This is a genomic window from Streptomyces sp. WMMC940, from assembly GCF_027460265.1.
GTDB lineage: Bacteria > Actinomycetota > Actinomycetes > Streptomycetales > Streptomycetaceae > Streptomyces.
Genome location: NZ_JAPZBC010000001.1, coordinates 3,846,920 through 3,865,993 on the forward strand (window position 1 = coordinate 3,846,920; position 19,074 = coordinate 3,865,993).

At 70.9% G+C, this 19,074-nt stretch carries 12 protein-coding genes and 2 pseudogenes; 6 read left to right on the top strand and 8 right to left on the bottom strand.

Annotation, left to right across the window (positions count from 1 at the left end; genetic code table 11):
- Window positions 1-126: 126 nt before the first annotated feature.
- Complete coding sequence (locus O7595_RS16855; protein WP_269729496.1) at window positions 127-1,407, bottom strand: metallophosphoesterase; 1,281 nt, start codon at window positions 1,405-1,407, stop codon at window positions 127-129.
- A gap of 158 nt (window positions 1,408-1,565) precedes the next feature.
- Window positions 1,566-2,678, bottom strand: coding sequence for a LacI family DNA-binding transcriptional regulator (locus O7595_RS16860; RefSeq protein ID WP_269729497.1), 1,113 nt, complete (start codon window positions 2,676-2,678; stop codon window positions 1,566-1,568).
- Between the two features lie 386 nt (window positions 2,679-3,064).
- Here O7595_RS16860 and hisC point away from each other — a divergent pair, with 386 nt between their 5' ends.
- The 6 genes and pseudogenes from hisC to O7595_RS16890 all read left to right on the top strand — a co-directional run bounded on the left by hisC (window position 3,065) and on the right by O7595_RS16890 (window position 13,200).
- The gene (gene hisC / locus O7595_RS16865; protein WP_269729498.1) at window positions 3,065-4,144 is read left to right on the top strand and encodes a histidinol-phosphate transaminase; all 1,080 of its coding nucleotides are present in this window, start codon (window positions 3,065-3,067) and stop codon (window positions 4,142-4,144) included.
- 310 nt (window positions 4,145-4,454) lie between these two features.
- Entirely contained in the window at window positions 4,455-5,960 is a 1,506-nt protein-coding gene (locus tag O7595_RS16870) for a cytochrome ubiquinol oxidase subunit I (protein WP_269729499.1), read from the top strand.
- 23 nt (window positions 5,961-5,983) lie between these two features.
- The gene (cydB, locus tag O7595_RS16875) at window positions 5,984-6,985 is read left to right on the top strand and encodes a cytochrome d ubiquinol oxidase subunit II (RefSeq protein WP_269729500.1); all 1,002 of its coding nucleotides are present in this window, start codon (window positions 5,984-5,986) and stop codon (window positions 6,983-6,985) included.
- Window positions 6,986-7,036: 51 nt separating this feature from the next.
- Window positions 7,037-10,648, top strand: coding sequence for a thiol reductant ABC exporter subunit CydD (cydD, locus tag O7595_RS16880; protein ID WP_269729501.1), 3,612 nt, complete (start codon window positions 7,037-7,039; stop codon window positions 10,646-10,648).
- Between the two features lie 45 nt (window positions 10,649-10,693).
- Window positions 10,694-11,899, top strand: a pseudogene (locus O7595_RS16885) (GAF domain-containing sensor histidine kinase); the annotation flags it as partial.
- Window positions 11,900-12,147: 248 nt separating this feature from the next.
- Window positions 12,148-13,200 carry a M23 family metallopeptidase gene (locus tag O7595_RS16890; protein WP_269729502.1) on the top strand — a complete coding sequence of 351 codons (1,053 nt, stop codon included), beginning with the start codon at window positions 12,148-12,150 and terminating at the stop codon, window positions 13,198-13,200.
- A 46-nt stretch (window positions 13,201-13,246) separates the two neighbouring features.
- On the opposite strand, the gene O7595_RS16895 is transcribed toward O7595_RS16890, so the two are convergent.
- From O7595_RS16895 to O7595_RS16920, 6 genes and pseudogenes are all read right to left on the bottom strand, one after another.
- The gene (locus O7595_RS16895) at window positions 13,247-14,116 is read right to left on the bottom strand and encodes an HAD family hydrolase (protein WP_269729503.1); all 870 of its coding nucleotides are present in this window, start codon (window positions 14,114-14,116) and stop codon (window positions 13,247-13,249) included.
- 103 nt (window positions 14,117-14,219) lie between these two features.
- Entirely contained in the window at window positions 14,220-15,164 is a 945-nt protein-coding gene (locus tag O7595_RS16900; protein WP_443071836.1) for an LLM class flavin-dependent oxidoreductase, read from the bottom strand.
- 39 nt (window positions 15,165-15,203) lie between these two features.
- Window positions 15,204-15,746, bottom strand: coding sequence for an RNA 2'-phosphotransferase (locus tag O7595_RS16905; protein WP_269729505.1), 543 nt, complete (start codon window positions 15,744-15,746; stop codon window positions 15,204-15,206).
- A 138-nt stretch (window positions 15,747-15,884) separates the two neighbouring features.
- Entirely contained in the window at window positions 15,885-16,826 is a 942-nt protein-coding gene (locus tag O7595_RS16910) for a MerR family transcriptional regulator (protein ID WP_269729506.1), read from the bottom strand.
- 116 nt (window positions 16,827-16,942) lie between these two features.
- On the bottom strand, window positions 16,943-18,727 hold the full coding sequence (locus tag O7595_RS16915) for an SDR family oxidoreductase (protein WP_269729507.1): 1,785 nt from the start codon (window positions 18,725-18,727) through the stop codon (window positions 16,943-16,945).
- Window positions 18,728-18,738: 11 nt separating this feature from the next.
- Window positions 18,739-19,005, bottom strand: a pseudogene (locus O7595_RS16920) (M24 family metallopeptidase); the annotation flags it as partial.
- Window positions 19,006-19,074: the final 69 nt, after the last annotated feature.

Here is a 19,074-nt window from a genome sequence, read left to right on the forward strand (position 1 = left end):
GTTTGCCCATGTGGGTCGGGCAGTTGGGCGGAAACGGAGGAGAGCCTGCTACGGATACGCCGATGGTAGAGCGGTTACGGCAGGGGGTGACAGGGGGTTTCCGGAAATCGCTTGCGCGGGATTGCCTCAAGCCTGCAGCGGGAGCTGGGCCACCAGCAGCTTTCCGGCCATGGTCACTCCGCCGTCCATGGCGATGGCGAGCCCGCCCGCGTACACGTGCGGCCCTTCCACCAGGGGCTCCGAGGTCCCCTCGCCGTCGGCGTCCTCCGTGCCGACCTCGCCCAGCAGGTACGGAATGGGGCTGTGTCCGTGGACGACCCGGCCACCGCCGTAGGCGGTGAGCAGTTCCCGGACGGCTTGCGGGCCGTCGTCGTCCCGGAAGGCGAAGCGCTTGGTGAACTTGCGGAAGAGGTCCCAGCACTCGTCCGCGTCATTGCGGTTGATGATCTCGTGGACGTTGTCGTTGACGTCCTCGATCGTGGTGCCGTAGTCGAGGTAGGCGGTCGTGTCGGAGTGCATCAGCAGATGCCCGTCCTCCTCCACCACCGCGTCGAGCCGGGACATCCACTGCAGATGGACGTCCTGGAGGCGGTCCATGTCGCTCTTCTGGCCGCCGTTGAGGAGCCATGCCGCCTGGAAGGTGGCGGTGCCCGCGCCGGAGTTGACGGGCGTGTCGCCGAAGCGCTTGGCACCGATGAGCAGCAGCTCGTGATTGCCCATCAGGGCCTTGCAGTAGCCACCGGCCGCCGCGGCCTCGGCCGAGAGCCGCATGACGAGGTCGATGACGCCGATGCCGTCCGGGCCGCGGTCGGTGAAGTCGCCCAGGAACCACAGCCGGGTGTTGCCCGCGGACCAGCGGCCTTCGGCGTCGACCAGGCCCTGCGCGGTGAGCGCGGCGACGAGTTCGTCCAGATAGCCGTGGACGTCCCCGACCACGTACAGCGGGCCGGGGCCCTCGGCGGCGGGGGCCGGCTGCTCGGCGGGGGCGACGGCCACCTGCACGGTGTCGCCGCGGTTGATCACCGGCAGGTCGCGCTCGGTGGGGGTGTAGCCCTCGGGCGGCTCGTCGTCCGGGAACGCGTCGCCGGGGTGGACCGGCGGTGCCTGGGGGACGGAGTCCTCGGGGCGGACCGGGGCCGCCCGGGGGCCGTCGTGCTCCGTCCCGGGGGCCGGGGCCGTCCGGTGCGAGGCCTCGGCGGCGGGCGACTGCGGCGGAGCGGGCTCCCCGGTTTCGTGAGGAACCGCTCGTGGGACTGAGTCCTCGGGGTGCGCGAGCACGTATTCAAGGCCGGCGGACTCCGACTGCACCGGAACCTGTGCGTACGGTGGGACGCGGAAGTCGCGCAACGTCGCCGTACGCACCACGGGTCCTTGACCGGCCCCCTGAGTCATCGACCCCTCCACCACCGTCGCGCCGCCCTCACCGCCGGACCGGCCTGGTCGGGGACGGTCCGCGGTGTCGTGCGCCCATCATAGGAACGCGGATCGTGCTGTGTGACGCACCAGGGGTGCTGAATCCGGGTACGCCACCGGTTCACCGACCGTTTCGCCCTGATTGCGTTGGTCTAGTCCTGGGAAGGCGAGCGCGGGGCGCTCACCGTCGTACGGGGGGAGCGCCGTTGTGAAGAGGTCCGGACGATGAGTTCGGTCGGTATCACCTGCTCGACCGGGCGGCCGCCGTCCACTCCCTCGATCGCGTCGATCAGCAACTGGACCACGGCGGTGCCGATGCGCCGGGGCTTCAGGGAGAGCGTGGTGATCGACGGCTCCGTGTTGGCGTACACGGTGGACTCGCTGCAGCAGACCAGCAGCAGGTCGTCCGGGACGCGCAGTCCGTACCGGCGGGCGGCGGCGAGCAGGTCCGTGCCGTTGGGGTCGAAGAGCCCGTACACGGCGTCGGGCCGGTCCGGTCGGGCGAGCAGCCGGTCGGCGGCGACCGCTCCGGCGCACGGGTCGTGTGCGGGGTAGGCCTCGTAGACCGGATCCTGGCCGACGCGTTCGCACCAGTTCAGATAGGCCGTGGTGGAGAGTCGGGTGTATGTGTCCGTGGTGGTCCCGGTGAGCAGGCCGATCCGGCGCGCGCCCCCTGCCGCCAGATGGTCGAGCAGGTCGAGGACGGCGGCCTCGTGGTCGTTGTCGACCCAGGCGGTGACGGGGAGGGTGCCCGCGGGGCGCCCGTCGGAGACGACCGGGAGGCCCTGGCGGACGAGCTCCGTGACCACGGGATCGTGGTCGGAGGGGTCGATCACGACGGTGCCGTCGAGCGCGACGTTGGACCAGACGTCGTGGCGTGAGGTGGCGGGGAGGATGACCAGGGCGTAGCCGCGGGCGAGCGCGGCGGAGGTGGCGGCTCGCGCCATCTCCGCGAAGTACGCGAACTCCGTGAAGGTGAACGGTTCGTCGCCGTACGTCGTCACCGTGAGGCCGATGAGTCCCGACTTGCCGGTGCGGAGCGTGCGGGCCGCGGCCGACGGGCGGTAGCCCAGCCGGTCGGCGACCTCGCGGACATGGCGGCGGGTGGCGTCCGGGAGCCGGCCCTTTCCGTTCAACGCGTCCGAGACAGTCGTGATGGAGACACCGGCTGCGGCGGCTACGTCCCGGATGCCCGCCCGGCCTTGCCGGCTGCCCCGGCGTGATGTCTCCGTCCGGCTCACCTGGTGCTTCCCTGCTGCTGTCATGGCAGGCCGATAGTAGGGCGAGGCGGGGAGGTGGAGTCGGTCGCATATGCAGGCGTTGACAGGCACGTTTCTGCATGGCCATGAGTCGTCAATTGCCATGGAATGCAAGGTAGTTGAGGTCTCGTACGCGTGTCTCATGGTTGCCGACCGGCGCGGACCTGCCAAATGGTTGAGGTATCGAAGAGGTCTCAACTCACTACTACGAGGGATGCGCGCCACGGCGCGAGCCACCGGCGCGCGATGATCCGAAGAGCGCCCCTCTCCTCGCTGCCGCTCCCGGTCCGTACCCCGGTTGTTCCTGGCTCGCCCATTCGCAGCGGCCGGGAATCCTCATAGGGTGAGCAGTATTGGTGAGCACGATGCACGACGGTCGAGGAGGACCTGCGGTGAGCGAGACGAGCCCCAAGCTGCGCGCCGAGCTGGACGGCATCCCCACATACAAGCCCGGCAAGCCGGCCGCGGCCGGCGGCCCGGTCGCGTTCAAGCTTTCCTCCAACGAGAACCCCTACCCGCCGTTGCCGGGTGTGATGGAGACCGCCGTCGCCGCCGCGGGCGATTTCAACCGGTACCCGGACATGGCCTGCACCGGTCTGATGAACGAGCTCGCCGACCGCTTCGCGGTCCCGGTCTCGCACCTGGCGACGGGCACGGGCTCGGTGGGCGTCGCGCAGCAACTGATCCAGGCCACCTCGGGCCCGGGCGACGAGGTCGTCTATGCGTGGCGGTCCTTCGAGGCCTACCCGATCATCACCCAGATCAGCGGAGCCACATCCGTTCCGGTGCCGCTGACCGCGGACGACGTGCACGATCTCGACGCGATGGCGGACGCCGTCACCGACCGGACCCGGCTGATCTTCGTCTGCAACCCGAACAACCCGACGGGCACGGTGGTGCACCGCGCCGAGCTGGAGCGCTTCCTCGACCGGATCCCGTCCGACGTGCTGGTGGTCCTGGACGAGGCGTACCGGGAGTTCATCCGGGACGCCGAGGTGCCGGACGGTCTGGAGATCTACCGCGCGCGGCCGAACGTGGCGGTGCTGCGCACCTTCTCCAAGGCCTACGGACTGGCGGGGCTGCGGGTCGGCTTCGCCGTCGCCCACGAGCCGGTGGCGGCCGCGCTGCGCAAGACGGCCGTGCCGTTCGGCGTCAGCCAGCTCGCCCAGGACGCGGCGGTCGCCTCGCTGCAGGCGGAGGACGAACTCCTGGGCCGGGTCGGCGCCTTGGTGGCGGAGCGGACGCGGGTGTACGAGGGCCTGGTGAAACAGGGCTGGACGGTGCCGCCGACGCAGGCGAACTTCGTCTGGCTGCGGCTCGGCGAGCGTACGACCGAGTTCGCCGCGGCCTGCCAGGCGGCCGGTGTCGTGGTGCGGCCGTTCCCGGGCGAGGGGGTGCGGGTCACCATCGGCGAGTCCGAGGCGAACGACATCTTCCTGCACGCCGCGGACGCTTTCCGTAACAGGACGTAGCCGTCGCCCGCCGTTCCGCGATCGCCCGCACCCGCTTCGGGGCGGGCGATTCTCTTTCCCGGAATTCAACGGTCTGTCGAATAACCGGAGAGGTGCCCTCCGGGCTCGCGCATACCGACCGGTCGGCGGGTCGCTCGAGGACCCCCGCTCGCAAGTTCGGATTCGGTATGGGTCATAATTGCTTGTGAATGTGAACGCGTTCACAAGCGTGTACGGAAGCTCTCGCTATGTCACGGATGTCCTGCACAAAATGCCGTGACGTACCCGAGGAGCACGCCGATGCGACCACGCCGACGTAAGGAGAGACGACGTGGACCTCGCTCTGGCGCCGGAGACTCTGGCGCGCTGGCAGTTCGGCATCACCACCGTCTACCACTTCCTCTTCGTTCCTCTGACGATCTCGCTGGCCGCTCTGACGGCCGGCCTGCAGACGGCGTGGGTGCGCACGAGCAAGGAGAAGTACCTCCGGGCGACCAAGTTCTGGGGCAAGCTCTTCCTGATCAACATCGCCATGGGCGTCGTCACCGGCATCGTGCAGGAGTTCCAGTTCGGTATGAACTGGTCCGACTACTCGCGCTTCGTCGGCGACGTCTTCGGCGCCCCGCTCGCCTTCGAGGCGCTGATCGCCTTCTTCTTCGAGTCCACCTTCATCGGGCTGTGGATCTTCGGCTGGGACAAGCTCCCGAAGAAGATCCATCTGGCCTGCATCTGGATGGTCTCCATCGGCACGATCCTCTCCGCGTACTTCATCCTGGCCGCCAACTCCTGGATGCAGCACCCGGTCGGCTACCGGATCAACGAGGAGAACGGGCGGGCGGAACTCACCGACATCTGGTTGGTGCTGACCCAGAACACCACCCTCACGCAGGTCTTCCACACACTCTCCGCCGCCTTCCTCACCGGCGGTGCGTTCATGGTCGGCATCGCCGCCTTCCATCTGCTGCGCAGGAAGCACGTCCCGGTGATGAAGAGCTCGCTGCGGCTCGGCCTGGTCACCGTGGTCATCGCGGGTCTGCTGACGGCGATCAGCGGCGACTTCCTCGGCAAGGTCATGTTCAAGCAGCAGCCGATGAAGATGGCGGCCGCCGAGGCGCTGTGGGACGGCGAGGGCCCCGCACCCTTCTCCGTCTTCGCCTACGGCGACGTGGACAAGGGCCACAACAAGGTCGCCATAGAGATTCCGGGTCTGCTGTCGTTCCTTGCGAACGACGACTTCACGTCGTACGTGCCCGGCATCAACGACACCAACAAGGCGGAGCAGGAGAAGTACGGGCCCGGCGACTACCGGCCCAACATCCCCGTCACCTACTGGGGCTTCCGCTGGATGATCGGCTTCGGCATGACGTCGCTCTCCATCGGCCTGGCCGGGCTCTGGCTGACCCGGAAGAAGTTCATGCTGCCGCCGGCGTCGAGGGTCGGCGAGGACGACGTGCCCCATGTGGTGCTGTTCCGGAAGCCGCTCGGACCGAAGCTCACACGGCTGTACTGGCTCGCCGCGATCTGGACGCTCGGCTTCCCGTTGATCGCCAACTCCTGGGGCTGGATCTTCACGGAGATGGGGCGGCAGCCCTGGGTCGTGTACGGCGTCCTGCGCACCCGTGACGCCGTCTCCCCCGGCGTCTCCCAGGGCGAGGTGCTCACATCGATGATCGTGTTCACGCTCATCTACGCGATCCTCGCCGTCATCGAGGTCAAGCTGCTGGTCAAGTACGTCAAGGCCGGGCCTCCCGAGCTGACCGTAGCCGACCTCAACCCGCCCACCAAGATCGGCGGCGACGACCGCGACGCCGATCGGCCGATGGCCTTCTCGTACTGAGACCGAGGACTGGGATCTGAGGCATGGAACTCCACGACGTCTGGTTCGTACTCATCGCCGTCCTGTGGACCGGCTACTTCTTCCTCGAGGGTTTCGACTTCGGGGTCGGCGTCCTGACGAAGCTGCTCGCCCGCAACCGGGTCGAGAAGCGCGTCCTCATCAACACGATCGGACCGGTCTGGGACGGCAACGAGGTGTGGCTGCTCACGGCGGGCGGTGCGACCTTCGCCGCCTTCCCCGAGTGGTACGCCACGCTCTTCTCCGGCTTCTATCTGCCGCTGCTGCTCATCCTGGTCTGCCTGATCGTGCGCGGTGTCGCGTTCGAGTACCGGGCCAAGCGGCCGGAGGAGCGCTGGCAGCGCAACTGGGAGGAGGCCATCTTCTGGACCTCGCTCATCCCGGCGTTCCTGTGGGGTGTGGCCTTCGGGAACATCGTGCGCGGTGTCAAGATCGACCAGGAGATGGAGTACGTCGGCACCTTCTGGGACCTGCTGAACCCGTACGCGGTCCTGGGCGGACTCGTGACCCTGACGCTGTTCACCTTCCACGGGTCGGTGTTCACGGCGCTGAAGACCGTCGGGGACATCAGGGAGCGGGCCCGGAAGCTCGCCCGCAACCTGGGACTGGTCACGGCCGTGCTGGCGCTCGGGTTCCTGGGCTGGACGCAGGCGGACAAGGGCGGCGGCGCGAGCCTGGTCGCCATGGTCATCGCCGTGGCGGCGCTGGTCGCCGCGCTCGGAGCGAACCAGGCAGGGCGCGAGGGGTGGTCGTTCGCCCTCTCGGGCGTCACGATCGTGGCCGCGGTCGCGATGCTCTTCCTGACCCTCTTCCCGAATGTGATGCCCTCGTCGCTCAATGAGGCGTGGAGCCTGACGGTCACCAACGCGTCCTCGAGCCCCTACACCCTGAAGATCATGACCTGGTGCGCCGGGATCGCCACCCCCGTGGTGCTGCTGTACCAGGGCTGGACCTACTGGGTGTTCCGGAAGCGGATCGGTACACAGCACATCGCCGATCCGCACTGAGGCCGGAGATCCACAGGGACCACCCGGTCCCCTGACCAAGGGATGTTTCACGTGAAACCCGTCGACCCGCGACTGCTCCGGTACGCCCGTGCCACCCGCCTCTTCATGGCGGCCGTGGTGGCGCTGGGCCTTGCCGGGGCGGCGCTGGTCGTCGCCCAGGCGATGCTCATCGCCGACGTGGTGGTCGGCGCCTTCCAGGGTGGGATGGACGCCGGTGAGCTGCGGAACCCGCTGCTGCTGCTGGCCGCCGTCGCCACCGGCCGTGGACTGGTGTCCTGGCTGACGGAGCTGGCGGCCCACCGGGCGAGCGCGGCGGTCAAGTCCGAGCTGCGGCTGCGGTTGCTCGAGCGGGCCGTGCAGCTGGGGCCGGGGTGGCTGAGCGGACAGCGGAGCGGTTCGCTGGCCGCCCTGGCCACCAGGGGGGTGGACGCGCTCGACGACTACTTCGCGCGCTATCTGCCGCAGTTGGGGCTGGCAGTGGTGGTTCCGGTCGCGGTGCTGGCACGGATCGTCACCGAGGACTGGGTCTCGGCGGCGGTCATCGTGATCACCCTGCCGCTGATCCCGATCTTCATGGTGCTGATCGGCTGGGCGACCGAAGCGCGGATGAACCGTCAGTGGGCGCTGCTGTCACGGCTGTCCGGGCACTTCCTCGACGTGGTCGCGGGACTGCCGACACTGAAGGTCTTCGGGCGGGCGAAGGCCCAGGCCGAGGCGATCCGGAAGATCACCTCGGAGTATCGGCGGGCGACGCTGAGGACCCTGAGGATCGCCTTCCTCTCCTCGTTCGCCCTGGAGCTGCTGTCCACCCTCTCGGTGGCACTGGTGGCGGTCGGCATCGGCATGCGGCTCGTCCACGGCGATCTGGATCTCCACACCGGACTCGTCGTGCTGATCCTCGCCCCCGAGGCATATCTGCCTCTGCGGCAGGTCGGGGCGCAGTACCACGCCGCGGCGGAGGGACTGTCGGCGGCGGAGGAGATCTTCAGGGTGCTGGAGACCCCGGTCCGTGCCGGCGGCGCGGCGCCGGTGCCCGGTGCCCGGGGAGTTCGGTTGGAGCTGGACTCCGTGACGGTACGCCACGAGGGCCGTGCCGTCCCCTCGCCGGCCGGCGCGTCCCTGACGGTCGAGGACGGCGAGACCGTCGCGCTGGTCGGTCCGAGCGGGGTCGGCAAGTCGACGCTGCTCGATGTGGTGCTCGGCTTCGTGGCTCCGGACGAGGGCACGGTCCGGGTGGGTGTCCCCGGCAAGAGCCCGGTGGACCTGGCCTCGCTGGACCGGGTGGCCTGGCACCGGCAGATCGCCTGGGTGCCGCAGCGGCCGTACCTCTTCGCGGGGACGATCGCGGAGAACGTACGGCTGGCGCGTCATGAAGCGGACGACGCGGAGGTCCTGGCGGCACTCCGGGAGGCCGGCGCGGCGGACTTCGTGGCCGCGCTGCCGGAGGGCATGGAGACGGCCCTCGGCGAGGACGGCGCGGGCCTGTCCGCGGGGCAGCGCCAGCGGATCGCGCTCGCCCGGGCCTTCCTCGCCGACCGTCCGCTGCTGCTGCTCGACGAGCCCACGGCGGCGCTCGACGGGGAGACCGAGGCGGGCATCGTGGACGCGGTGCGGAGGCTGGCACGGGGCCGGACGGTGCTGCTCGTCGTCCACCGGCCCGCTCTGCTGTCCGTGGCCGACCGGGTGGTCGAACTGCGCCCCGCCCAGCGGGTTTCCGCCGGCGAGGAGGCTCGGGGGCAGCTCGGTCCCTCCCGGGTTCCCCGCCCTTCGCCCTCGGCCGACGGCATGGCGGCGGAGGCCACGCTGCCCATCGCACCCACGGAACGGCCGACCCCCACCATCGAGGACCTCGCGCACGGGGCCGCCCGAGGAGCGTCCGGGCCCGTGGGCGGCGGGGTGCTCGCACGGGTGCGCGGGTCGGCCGGGGCACTGCGCGGCCGGCTGGTGCTGGCGCTGGTGCTCGGAAGCCTTGCGCTGGGCTCGGCCGTGGGCCTCATGGCGGTGTCGGGATGGCTGATCTCGCGGGCATCGGAGCAGCCGCCCGTGCTCTATCTGATGGTGGCCGTCACGGCGACGAGGGCGTTCGGGATCGGGCGGGCGGTGTTCCGGTACACCGAGCGGCTCGTCTCTCACGACGCCGTGCTGAGGATGCTGGCCGATCTCCGGGTCGGGGTGTTCCGCAGGCTGGAGCGGATCGCGCCCGCCGGGCTGCGCCGCACCCGCCGGGGCGATCTGCTCTCCCGGCTCGTCGCGGATGTGGACGCCCTCCAGGACTACTGGCTGCGCTGGATGCTGCCGGCCGGCGCGGCGCTCGTCGTCGGGGCCGGATCCGTCGGGTTCACCGCATGGCTGCTTCCCGAGGCCGGTGCCGTGCTGGCCGTTGGCCTGCTCGTGGCCGGGGTGGCCGTACCGGCGCTGAGCGGGGTGTTCGCACGCCGGGCGGAGCGGCGGCTCGCACCGGCCCGTGGAGTGCTCGCCACCCAGGTCGTGGATCTGCTGAAGGGCGTCGCCGAGCTGACCGTGACCGGGGCTCTGGCACGACGGACTGCCGGGGCACGGCAAGCCGACCGCGTCCTGACGCGGATCGCCTCGCGCGCCGCGGCCGCCACCGCTCTGGGCGGCGGGCTGTCGGCCGTGGCCTGCGGACTGACCGTCGCCTTCGCGGCATACGCCGGTGTCACGGCCGTGCACTCCGGCCGGATCGAAGGGGTCGAACTCGCGGTCGTCGTGCTCACTCCGCTCGCCGCCTTCGAGGCGGTCGTGGGGCTTCCGCTGGCGGTGCAGTACCGGCAGCGCGTGAAGCGCAGCGCTCAGCGGGTCTTCGAGGTGCTCGACGCCCCGGTGCCGGTGAGCGAGCCCGCGGAGCCGTCCCCCGCGCCCGCCTCCGCGTTCCCCCTGGAGGTCCGGGGGCTCACCGTCCGCCATGCCGGCGGGCGGCAGGACGCGCTGTCCGGCTTCGACCTGACGCTCACCGCCGGCCGGCGCGTCGCCGTCGTCGGTGCCTCCGGCTCCGGCAAGACGACCCTCGCGCAGGCACTGCTGCGCTTCCTGGACGTACGAGCCGGGACGTACACGATCGGCGGGACGGACGCGACGGCGCTCGACGGGGACACCGTCCGCCGCCGCGTCGGCCTCTGCGCCCAGGACGCCCATCTCTTCGACAGCTCCATCCGCGAGAATCTGAGGCTCGCCCGAACCGGTGCCTCCGTGGAGGAGCTGCGCGCGGCACTCGCGGCCGCCCGGCTGCTGGACTGGGCCGAGGGGCTTCCGGACGGGCTCGACACCCTGGTGGGCGAGCACGGGGCCCAGCTCTCGGGCGGTCAGCGCCAGCGGCTGGCCCTGGCGCGTGCCCTGCTCGCCGACTTCCCCGTACTGCTGCTCGACGAGCCGGCCGAACATCTGGATCTCGCCACGGCGGACGCCCTGACCGCGGATCTGCTGGCCGCCACGGAGGGCCGCACGACGGTGCTGATCACCCATCGGCTCCGCGGTCTCGACGCGGTCGACGAGGTGCTGGTGCTGGACGGGGGCCGCACCGTGCAGCGCGGGCCCTATGCGGAGCTGGTGGCAACGGACGGACCGCTGCGCCGCATGCTCGAGCGGGAGCACGCAGGTGATCTCCTCAACGAGCGACTCAGGGATCCAGCTTTTCCCGGCAAATAGGACTAACTATCCTCAGGGGCATGGCAGCGCCGGAACAACCGGACTCTGGTCCGCGTCCTGGCGACCGAGGCGGGCATCGCGATCGGCAACGCCAGACTGTACGAGGCGGCACGGCAGCGGGAGCGCTGGATCGACGGCTCGGTCGCCGTCACGACGGTGCTGCTGTCCGGTGGTGACGCGGAGGACGCACTGACCGTCGTCGCCGAACAGGCTCGAAGGCTCGCCGAATCCGCGGCCGGGATCGTGCTGCTGCCGATGGGCGACGGCGGACTGGAGGTGGCCGCCGTCGCCGCGGCGGAGTCAGCCGTGCCGTTGGGCGCGGTCGCCCCGGCGGACAGCCCGGTGGTCGCCTCGCTGCTCGCGGGGGAGGCGGTGTTCACCGCGGACGCCTCCACCGATCCGCGCATGGTCAGGGAGCCGGCGGGCCGGTACGGGCCGTGCATGCTGCTGCCGTTGCAGAGCGGCGGACGGACCCTCGGCGCACTGGTCACCCCGCGGCTCCGCGGAGCACGGCGGTTCACCGAGGCCGAGCGCACCCTGGGCGCCCAGTTCGCCGCACAGGCCGCACTCGCGCTGATGATGGCCGAGGCCCAGCGGGACCGCGAGCGGCTCGCCGTGTACGAGGACCGGGACCGTATCGCGCGCGACCTCCACGATCTGGTGATCCAGCGGCTGTTCGCCACGGGGATGATGCTGGAGAGCGCCTCGCGGAAGTCCGTCGCGCAGGACGTGCGGGAGGGCGTCGGCAAGGCGGTCGACGAACTGGACGTGACGATCCAGGAGATCCGGACCGCGATCTTCGCGCTGCAGCAGGGGCCGGCCGAGGCGTCGTCGGGTCTGCGCGCACGGGTGCTGAGGGAGATCAACACGGCGGCCGTGCCGCTCGGATTCAAACCCTCGCACCGCTTCGTCGGCCCGGTCGACTCGGTGGTCGGTGAAGTCACCGGGAAGAACCTCGTCGCCGCACTGCGGGAAGCGCTCTCGAACGCCTTCCGGCATGCCGGCGCGTCCCGTATCGAGGTGGTCGTCGACGCGACCGTACGGCTCGGCGGTGGGGGTGACACGGTTTCAGGGGCGGACGGGGTGCGACTGACGGTCGCGGACGACGGGGTCGGTATCCAGGCGGGCGGTCGCCGGAGCGGGCTGCGCAATCTGCGCCGGCGTGCCGAGTCGCTCGGCGGGTCGAGTCGTCGCGAACCGGGGCTCGCGGAGGGCGGTGGCGGCACGACGGTCGTCTGGGAGGCCCCGCTCCAGGCGAAGACCGCCCCCGCCGCGCCACCGGCCGACGCGGCGGGGGCCGGGCCACCGGGGCCGCCGCGGACGTGACACCTCGTCCCGACGCCTCGTCAGCAGCCGCTCCACCACCCCTTCGGCGGTCCCGACGCACCGTCACGTCGCGTCGTGCGGTGTCGCCGAGGGGCCGGGACGGCTGGGCCGAATGGCCGTACGAACCGGGATAAATGTGGCAAACCCTCCGGGTCTGATGTGACGATCCGAGCATGGGACACCGACAACGCGACTGCCACCGGCGGCTGTTCAGGCCATTGCTGTGCGCGCTGCTGGTCGCCTTCCCGCTGCTGCCCGCATCCGCCGCGTCCGCCAATGACGGTCCCGACGTCAGCGTGCAGGTCGCCCAGCTGCTCGAGGAGGTGTCCAAGGCCACCGCCACGTACGAGCGGGGACTGCAGGCCTCCGTCGCCGAGCGCGCCCGGCTCGACCAGCTGCAGTGGCAGCTCGCCGACAGACGGCGCGAGATGCGGAAGATGCACGACAAGCTCGGCGCGGTGGCCAGGGCGCAGTACCGCAGCGGTGGCAATCTCGCGCCCACGCTGGAGCTGATGTTCGCCTCCGACCCCGATGAGCTGCTGCGCGGGCAGCGGATGTACGCCAAGGCCACGACGACGGTGAACCTGCTGCTGGAGGAGGCCCGGGAGGCCGAGCGCCTGACGGCCGTGGCGGAGAAGAAGGCCCGTGAGGCCTGGTACCGCCTGGACGCCCGTACGGCGGAGCTGGCGAGGATCAAACGCGGCATCGAGACCAAGCTCGACGCGGCGCGATGGTCCCTTCAGGCACAGGCGGACCGGAGCGCGGCCTCCGGACAGTGCTCCGGCTCGGTCCCGCTGCCGCAGACGGACTTTCCCGAGGGTTCGGCCTGGGTGACGCCCGTCCAGCGCTACACCCTGTCGGCCGGCTTCGACAGCGCCGGGACACGCTGGGCGAACCGTCACACCGGGCAGGACTTCGCCGTAGGGATCGGCAGCCCCGTGCGCTCGATCGGCGCCGGCCGGGTGGTGTCCGTCTCCTGCGGCGGAGGCTTCGGCATGCAGATCGTCGTCCAGCACAACGACGGCTGGTACTCGCAGTACGCGCACCTCGCGTCCGTCACGGTGGACCAGGGCGACCGGGTCCGCACCGGCCAATGGCTCGGCCAGGCCGGGACCACGGGCAACTCGACCGGGCCCCACCTCCACTTCGAGGTGCGACTCACCCCTGACTTCGGATCCGCGGTGGATCCGGTGACCTGGCTGCGGAACCGCGGAGTCTGGCTGTGACCCGTCGGCGTCCGGCCGAGGCGGGTCGCCGACGCCGCCCGGGGCGCTACGCCCGCGGCCGGACGCCGTGCGACGCGGCGAGAAGCCGCTCGATGACGACCGCGACACCGTCGTCGTTGTTCGCCACGGTCCGGCCGGACGCGGCGGCGACCACGTCGGGGTGGGCGTTGCCCATGGCGAACGACGTGCCCGCCCAGGTCAGCATCTCCACGTCGTTCGGCATGTCGCCGAAGGCCACGACCTCGTCCGACGATATGCCGCGCTCCGCGCAGCACAGGGCGAGCGTGGAGGCCTTTGACACCCCGAGACCGCTCACCTCCAGCAGCGAGGTCGGGCTGGAGCGGGTGATGGTGGCCAGATCCCCGGCGGCCGTGCGGGCCAGGGTGAGGAAGCCGTCGGGGGGCAGCTCGCCGTGCTGGGCGAGCAGCTTGAGCACCGGGGCCGCGGACCCCGGCTCCTCTTCGTGCAGCAGCTTCTCGGCGACGGCCACCGTGGCGCCGGGGTCGAGGTGGAACGGCGGGTAGCCGGGTTCGTAGTGGATCCCGGTGGCGGTCTCGACCGCGAACGAGGTCCCCGGTGCCGCGTCGCGCAGCTTCCGTACGACGTCGAGCGCGTTCCCGCGCTCCAGCGGACGGACCTCCAGCAGTTTCCCACCGGCGTGCAGATCGACCACCGCTGCGCCGTTGGCGCAGATCGCCAGCCCGTGGCCGTGCACATGGTCGCTGACGACGTCCATCCAGCGCGCCGGGCGGCCCGTGACGAAGAAGACCTCGATGCCCGCCTTCTCCGCCGCCGCGAGTGCGGCGATGGTGCGCTCCGAGACGGACTTGTCGTCACGCAGCAGGGTGCCGTCGAGATCGGTGGCGATCAGCCGGACGGTCGGGGGCAGCGGCAGAGGATCGGTAGCTGGGGTCACCTGTGCATTCTCGCGTACCCCCTGCACGGCCGTGCAGGGGGGCGCACATCTGAGTGGTCGTCCGCTGGCTCCCCGTAATCGGGACGCCGTCGGCCGTGCGGGATCAGCCCAGTCGGGAGACGGCCTCGGTGGCGATGCGCTCGAAGACGGCCTGGTCGGCGGCGAAGACGGAGTCGTCGATGGGCCAGTGGACGACGATCTCGGTGAAACCGAGCTCCGCGTACCGTCCGGCGAAGTCCACGAACGCCTCCAGGGAGTCCAGCGGACGGCCCCGCCGGGGGGCGGGGAGGGCGGGGTTGAAGTCCGGGGTGAAACCGGTGAGCAGGATCCTGTCCAGCTCGGAGGCGTCCCGGCCTGCCTCGGCGCAGGCCTTGCCGAGCTTGGTCAGCTGGCCCGCCACGGCCTCGACGGACTGCTCGGGGGTGCCCGTCTCGAAGAGCTTCGGATCGCCCGTCGTCACCCAGGCCTGCCCGTACTGGGCGGCGAGCCTCAGTCCGCGGGGGCCCGTGGCGGCGACGGCGAACGGCAGGCGGGGCCGCTGTACACAGCCGGGCACGTTCCGTGCCTCCCGGGCCGTGTAGAAGCGGCCTTCGTACGTCGTGCCGGCGGGTTCGCGCAGCAGTCTGTCGAGCAGGGGCACGAACTCGCCGAAGCGGTCGGCACGCTCCCGGGGCGTCCACGGCTCCTCGTCGCCCTTCAGCAGCGTGGTCGCGTCGAAGCCGTTGCCCCCGGCCCCGATGCCCAGCGTGACGCGGCCGTCGGAGACGTCGTCGAGAGTGATCAATTCCTTGGCGAGGGTGACCGGGTGCCGGAAGTTCGGCGAGGTCACCAGGGTGCCCAGACGGATACGCCGCGTCACCGTCGCCGCGGCCGTGAGCGTGGGGACGGCGCCGAACCAGGGCCCGTCGCGGAAGGACCGCCAGGAGAGGTGGTCGTACGTGTACGCGGCGTGGAAGCCGAGGTCCTCGGCCCGCCGCCAGATCTTCTGTCCTTCGGCCCACCGGTGGATGGGGAGGATCACCGTGCTCAGACGCATGACCTCGACCATACGCGGGGTTCTCGCCGCCACGATGTGCTGCCGCCCTCCTCAGCGGGGAAAGCGCAGGAAACGCGGCGGGACGCCGTCCGTGAGCCATACGCCGTTGGCGCTGACGTGGAACACATGGCCGGCGCGGTGCATCGCTCCCGCGTCCACGGCGAGGACGACGGGGCGGCCCCTGCGGGCGCCGACCCGGGTCGCCGTCTCCCGGTCCGGGGAGAGGTGCACATGGTGGCGGGCCATCGGGCGCAGCCCCTCGGCCCGGATCGCGTCCAGGCTGCGGGCGACCGTGCCGTGGTAGAGGTACGCGGGCGGCTCGGCGGCCGGCAGATCCAGGTCCACCTCCACGGTGTGGCCCTGATTCGCCCGGATCCGCAGGCCGTCGATCACGAAGCGCCGTTTGTCGTTCGTCTCCACCACGTGGTCCAGCTCGTCCCGGGTGAGGGGGAAACCGTTCGCAGCCGCGGCGCGCAGCAGCTCCTCGATCGCGATCCAGCCGTTCGCGTCCAGGGTGATCCCGATGCGCTCCGGTTGGTGCCGCAGGTGTTTCGCGAGGTACTTCGACACCTTCACGGTGCGTTGTTCGTCCATGTCCTCAGAGTGCCGCCGGAGGTCGACGCGCCGCCACGAGATTTTCATCCGGACGACAGTGGTCGAAATGTTTGGTCCACAGCCAACTTGGTTTATCCACAGCGAAATTGGCGTCGCTGTGGACAACTGCGCGTACTGTCAGGCGTTTTGATCAACATCGCTCTTCTCACGTCCTTTTGCCGTGAGCGCGTCCAATGTCCTTGCGTGCAGCTCCCTTTCCGCGGCTGCGGCGATGAAGTCCGCTGTGTGCTCCCGCCCAACAAGCCGTTCCACAGCCAGAATCGTCTCTGCGGGAAGAGTCACCTGGCGTGGATCGTCGCCGCTCTCCAGGGAACCCTCGGTGTCGAGGTGGTACTGCAGATGACGCGTGGCGAACAGCCGCATGGCACGGGCCAGTTCGGCGTCGACGGTCTGCTGGGCGAGGGGCCGCAGTCGCCGCACCATCGACGCCGCCTCCGCCGCGTCGTCGTCCGTCGGAGGTCGATGGCCCAGGTAGCGGGCGAAGACGTGCTCGGTGGTGAACTCCAGGAAGCGTGAGGCGATGTGCTCCACCTGTCCTCGAAGTTCCCTCAGATGGCCGGAGATTGCGTCCAGCGGGACGCCGGCCGCGTGCAACTCGGCAGCCACCGCCAGCTCCTGGGGGCTCGGCACCAGGAACTCGTCGTCCCTGCCCGGGATGCGTTCCAGTACGCCGAGGTCCACCGCCTCGGCGATCGCCCCGTCGTCCGGCTCTCCTCCGAAGGCCGCTGCCAGCTCGATCCGGCTCATCCGGTCGGCCTTCTCGTCGGTCCAGGGGCCGTGGACCTCCGCGACGAGCCCCAGCACGCCGCCCAGTCCACGCCCCGCGTCCCAGGCGTCCAGGAGCTCCTTGATCGAGGCAAGGGTGTACCCGCGGTCGAGGAGGTCGGCGATCTGGCGCAGCCGTGCCAGATGGGAGTCCCCGTACACGTTCGACCGGCCGCGACGCTCCGGTTTGGGCAGCAGTCCGCGGTCCTGGTAGGCGCGAATCGTCCGGACCGTCGCCCCGCTCCGGTGGGCGAGGTCCTCGATCCGGTACTCCACCGCATGCTCCCCGGACACGACCACTCCTCACTGCTCCACGACGGCCGGCAGGCGCCGCCTCTCGCGGGCGCCTCCAGGCCGGGACGCCGCCGCCCGGCCGGAGGGCCGGTGCGGCGCGACCACATCATGACCGCTCACAGCGGAGGCTCCAACCGGGCTATCGCCCGCAGAACCCCGGGTGTGAACCGGGACAGCAGCCGGGCTCCCCGGGCCTCCGGGGTCACCGGCACCACCGCCTGGTCGTCCAGGACGGCGCGGAGGATCGCCGCGGCCACCTTCTCCGGGGGGTAGTTGCGCCTCCCGTAGAGCTTCGAGCTCTTCTTCCGCAGCCGATTCTCCTCCTCCTCGGAGACTCCGGCGAAGCGCGCCGTTGCCGTGATGTTCGTGTTCACGATGCCGGGGCAGATCGCCGAGACCCCGATGCCCCGGCCGGCCAGCTCCGCCCGCAGGCACTCGCTCAGCATCAGGACCGCGGCCTTCGACGTGGCGTACGCGGGCAGGGCCCTGGAGGGCTGAAAGGCCGCTGCCGATGCCGTGTTGACGATGTGGCCGCCCTGGCCCCGCTCGGCCATCTGTCCGCCGAAGAGCCGACAGCCGTGGATGACGCCCCACAGGTTGACGTCGAGCACCCTGCGCCAGTCGTCGGTGGTGGTGTCCAGGAACGAGCCGGAGAGCCCGATCCCGGCGTTGTTCACGAGCACGTCCACGACGCCGTACTCGCCGGCGACCTTCTCGGCGAGCTTCTCCATCGCCGCCTCGTCGGAGACGTCGACCGTCTCGGGCCATGCCTCCGGCGCTCCGATCAGCCGGGCCGTCTCCGCCGTCCTGGCGGCCCCTTCGCCGTCCCGGTCCACCGCGACCACGCGCGCTCCGGCCTCGGCGAACGCGAACGCCGTCGCCCGTCCGATGCCGCTGGCCGCGCCCGTGACCAGCACCAACTGCCCGCCGAATCGCTCCGCGTACTTCACCGGAGACCCCGTCGCGGGAGCGAGCCGGGAGTTGTCCGAGCCGCCCCCCTCCTCGTGGGCGGTCACGAACTCGGCGATCCAGCGGGCCAGTTGATCCGGACGGGTGCGGGGCACCCAGTGCTTGGCCGGCAGTGTGCGACGCACGAGCCGCGGGGTCCACAGGGCGAGGTCGTCGTAGAGCCGCTCGGAGAGGAACGCGTCACCGGTAGGGGTGATCAGCTGTACCGGCACGTGCGCGTACGCGTCGGCGCGGGGGTGGCGCAGCCGGTAGCGGACGTTGTCGCGGTAGAGCCAGGCCCCGTGCGCCGCGTCCGACGGCAGGGAGGCGGTGGGGTAGTCACCGCCCGGTACCTTCTCCAACCGCTCCAGGATCCTCGGCCATCGCCGGCCCAGCGGCCCGCGCCAGGCCATCTCGGGCAGGACCGGGGTGTGCAGCATGTACACGTACCAGGACTTGGCGCCCTGGCCGAGCAGCTGTGCCACCCGGCGCGGAGTGGGCCGGATGGCACGCTTCTTGATCCAGTGGCCGAAGTGGTCGAGCGACGGCCCGGACACGGACGTGAACGAGGCGATCCTCCCCTCGGTCCGCTTCACCGTGACGAACTCCCAGGACTGCACCGAGCCCCAGTCGTGGCCCACCAGATGCACCGGCCGGTCCGGGCTGACCGCGTCCGCCACCGCCAGGAAGTCGTCCGTCAGCTTCTCCAGGGTGAAGCCCCCACGCAGCGGCATCGGAGCCGTGGAGCGCCCGTGGCCCCGGACGTCGTACAGCACCACGTGGAACCGGGCCGCCAGCCGGGACGCGACCTCGGACCACACTTCCTTGCTGTCCGGATAGCCGTGCACCAGCACGACGGTCGGCTGCCGTTCGTCACCGAGCTCGGCCACGCACAGCTCGATCCCGCCCGTACGCACCCGGCGCTCGCGCGCTCCGTCGATCCCCGTGCTCACGCCGCCTCCTCCTCGAGCCTCCGGTCGGTCGGGAAGAACGGCAGCGGTATCCGGAACCCCGCGAACGCCGTCCGGTCGCGGAACCAGGCGGAGAGAAGATGGAACCGGTCCCGCACCCCGCGCCCGTGCGGCCGGCGGCGCCGCATGTGCGCCGCCTCCCGCTCGGTCACCCCGGGTCTCAGCTGCGCCGCGACCGCCACGCAGTCATGGGCCAGGCGCTGCGCTTCCCGGAGCCCCCGCAGCTCCGGGGTTCGTTCGCTCATCACTGCCGAGGTCATGCCACCGTCCCGTCCGGATCCGACGCGTAGCGTCCGTGTGCCTGTGCGGTACGTGCTCGTAATGTGACA

Bases quoted from the DNA above. Each gene is read 5' to 3' on its own strand.
- O7595_RS16890 (WP_269729502.1), top strand. From the start codon at position 12,148: ATGGGACACCGACAACGCGACTGCCACCGGCGGCTGTTCAGGCCATTG.
- O7595_RS16900 (WP_443071836.1), bottom strand. From the start codon at position 15,164: ATGGTCGAGGTCATGCGTCTGAGCACGGTGATCCTCCCCATCCACCGG.
- O7595_RS16860 (WP_269729497.1), bottom strand. From the start codon at position 2,678: ATGACAGCAGCAGGGAAGCACCAGGTGAGCCGGACGGAGACATCACGC.
- O7595_RS16905 (WP_269729505.1), bottom strand. From the start codon at position 15,746: ATGGACGAACAACGCACCGTGAAGGTGTCGAAGTACCTCGCGAAACAC.
- cydB (WP_269729500.1), top strand. From the start codon at position 5,984: ATGGAACTCCACGACGTCTGGTTCGTACTCATCGCCGTCCTGTGGACC.